Genomic DNA, 1,911 nt, shown 5'->3' on the forward strand with positions numbered 1-1,911 from the left:
GACGGTGGGGGCAAAATCCAGGAAACTGACCAGTTCGTCGCGCTCGGAGCCTGGGGCTATTTTACCGGGCCACCGGATGATCAACGGTACGCGTATCCCCCGGTCGTGGAGCCATCGTTTGCACCAGGGCAGTCCGGCGCCGTTATCCCCGTAGAAGAACACCAAGGTGTTCCCGGCAAGGCCGTCCTCTTCGAGTTGCTGCAGCAGACCGCCCGCCCACTTGTCCATGATGGTGATCAGGTCGTAGTAATGGGCCCAATACTTTCGGACAATGGGCGTATCGGGAAAGTATGGGGGTAATTCCACGGCATCGGGAGGATGTGGCGCCAGTGGGGACAGACGTTCGCGCAGGATCTCGTCACTCTCGAAGAGCGTTCCGATCTGGGATTCGTGGGTGATGGTCTGATTGAAGACCGCGAAGAACGGCTGGTTTTTGTCGGGCCGGTTGCGCCAGTGGGCCTCCTTGCTGCACTCGTTCCACGCCGACGCTGGCGGCGGGAACTGATAATCCGTCTTGACGTTGTTCGTGCAGTAGTATCCGGCCTGCTGGAGGTATTCGGGAAAGCACTTGACCTGCGGCGGCGGCGGAGTATTGCACCGCATATGCTGGGTGCCCAGGGTATTGGGATACATCCCGGTGATCAGACAGGAGCGGCTAGGGGCGCAGACGCCGCTCACCGAGAATGCGTTGATGTAGCGCGCGCCTTCCGCGGCCAGGCGGTCCAAGTTCGGTGTTGTCGCGTCCGCATGACCAAAACACCCGAGATGTGGGCCGATGTCCTCGCAAGTCAGCCATAGGATATTCGGGGGCGCTTCTTCTTCTCCGGCATGGCTTTGCCTTTCCAGGAACGACGCGCCCATGAGCATACTGCCCGTTGCGAACAGGAAATCACGACGCCGCATTTCCCCCTCCCAAAGTGTCAGACATGGCGAGAGCGGACTTACCGGGACAAACCGTGCCGGAAACATGGTACCATATGGCCTGTGATAACCGAAGATTATCAGAAGTTGTCCTGAGGAGCGAACCATGCCCATGTCATCGTATGAGGTTGTCCGGCGCGCGATTGAGTTCGACCAGCCCGACCGTCTCCCCGTTCGGTTCGACTGGCTCGGAATCACCGACGTACGGTCCGTCCCCTGGAACCAGATAGGCACGGGCAACATTGCCGAGAAACATTCCGTGGATGAATGGGGCTGCGGCTGGGAACGTTCGGACATGCCGAATATGGGGCAGGTCAAAGGCCATCCATTGGCGGATTGGCTGGCTCTGGAGACGTTCACCTTCCCCGACCCGGAAACTCCAGCGTTCTACAAGAATATGGAACAGTTTTTCGAGGTTGAAGAGGATACTTACCGCTGCACGGGCATCTTCATGCTGTTGTTCGAGCGGATGCACGCATTGCGCGGTTTTGAGAACACCCTGTTGGACCTGTACGCCGAGCGTGAGCGCATTGGCTGGCTTGCCGACAAGGTCGTTGACTTCGACCTGGGCATCATCCGGAACATCCACCGGCGTTTTGGCAACAAGATTCACGGGTTTGGGTTTACGGACGACTGGGGTACGGAGCGGGACCTCTTCATCAGCCCGGACCTGTGGGTCGAGTTCTTCCAGCCGCGATACAAGCGCATTTTTGATGCATGCCACGCAAACGGGTGGCACGTATGGATGCACTCCTGCGGCAAGGTCAACGACATTATCGAACTCCTCATCGAGATCGGCTTGGATGTCATTAATCTGCAACAGCCTCGCGCTTTGGGGATCGAGGAGATCGGGGAGCGGTACCGCGGACGCATCTGTTTCGAGTCCTTGTGCGACATCCAACATACCCTTCCGTTTAAGGGCGAGGCCGAGATTCGCGAGGAGGCGCGCCTCTTGCTCGAACACTGGGCGACGCCGGTAGGCGGGTTCAT

2 protein-coding genes are annotated in these 1,911 nt (G+C 58.7%); one reads left to right on the top strand and one right to left on the bottom strand.

Going from position 1 to position 1,911, the window contains the following annotated elements:
* The coding region (locus PLJ71_22475; protein HQM51454.1) for a sulfatase at nt 1-903 on the bottom strand (903 nt) is incomplete at its 3' end.
* A 124-nt stretch (nt 904-1,027) separates the two neighbouring features.
* Here PLJ71_22475 and PLJ71_22480 point away from each other — a divergent pair.
* On the top strand, nt 1,028-1,911 hold an 884-nt coding region (locus tag PLJ71_22480; protein HQM51455.1), incomplete at its 3' end, for a uroporphyrinogen decarboxylase family protein.

Source organism: Candidatus Hydrogenedentota bacterium (assembly GCA_035416745.1).
In the GTDB taxonomy this organism is placed as follows: Bacteria; Hydrogenedentota; Hydrogenedentia; order Hydrogenedentales; family SLHB01; genus UBA2224.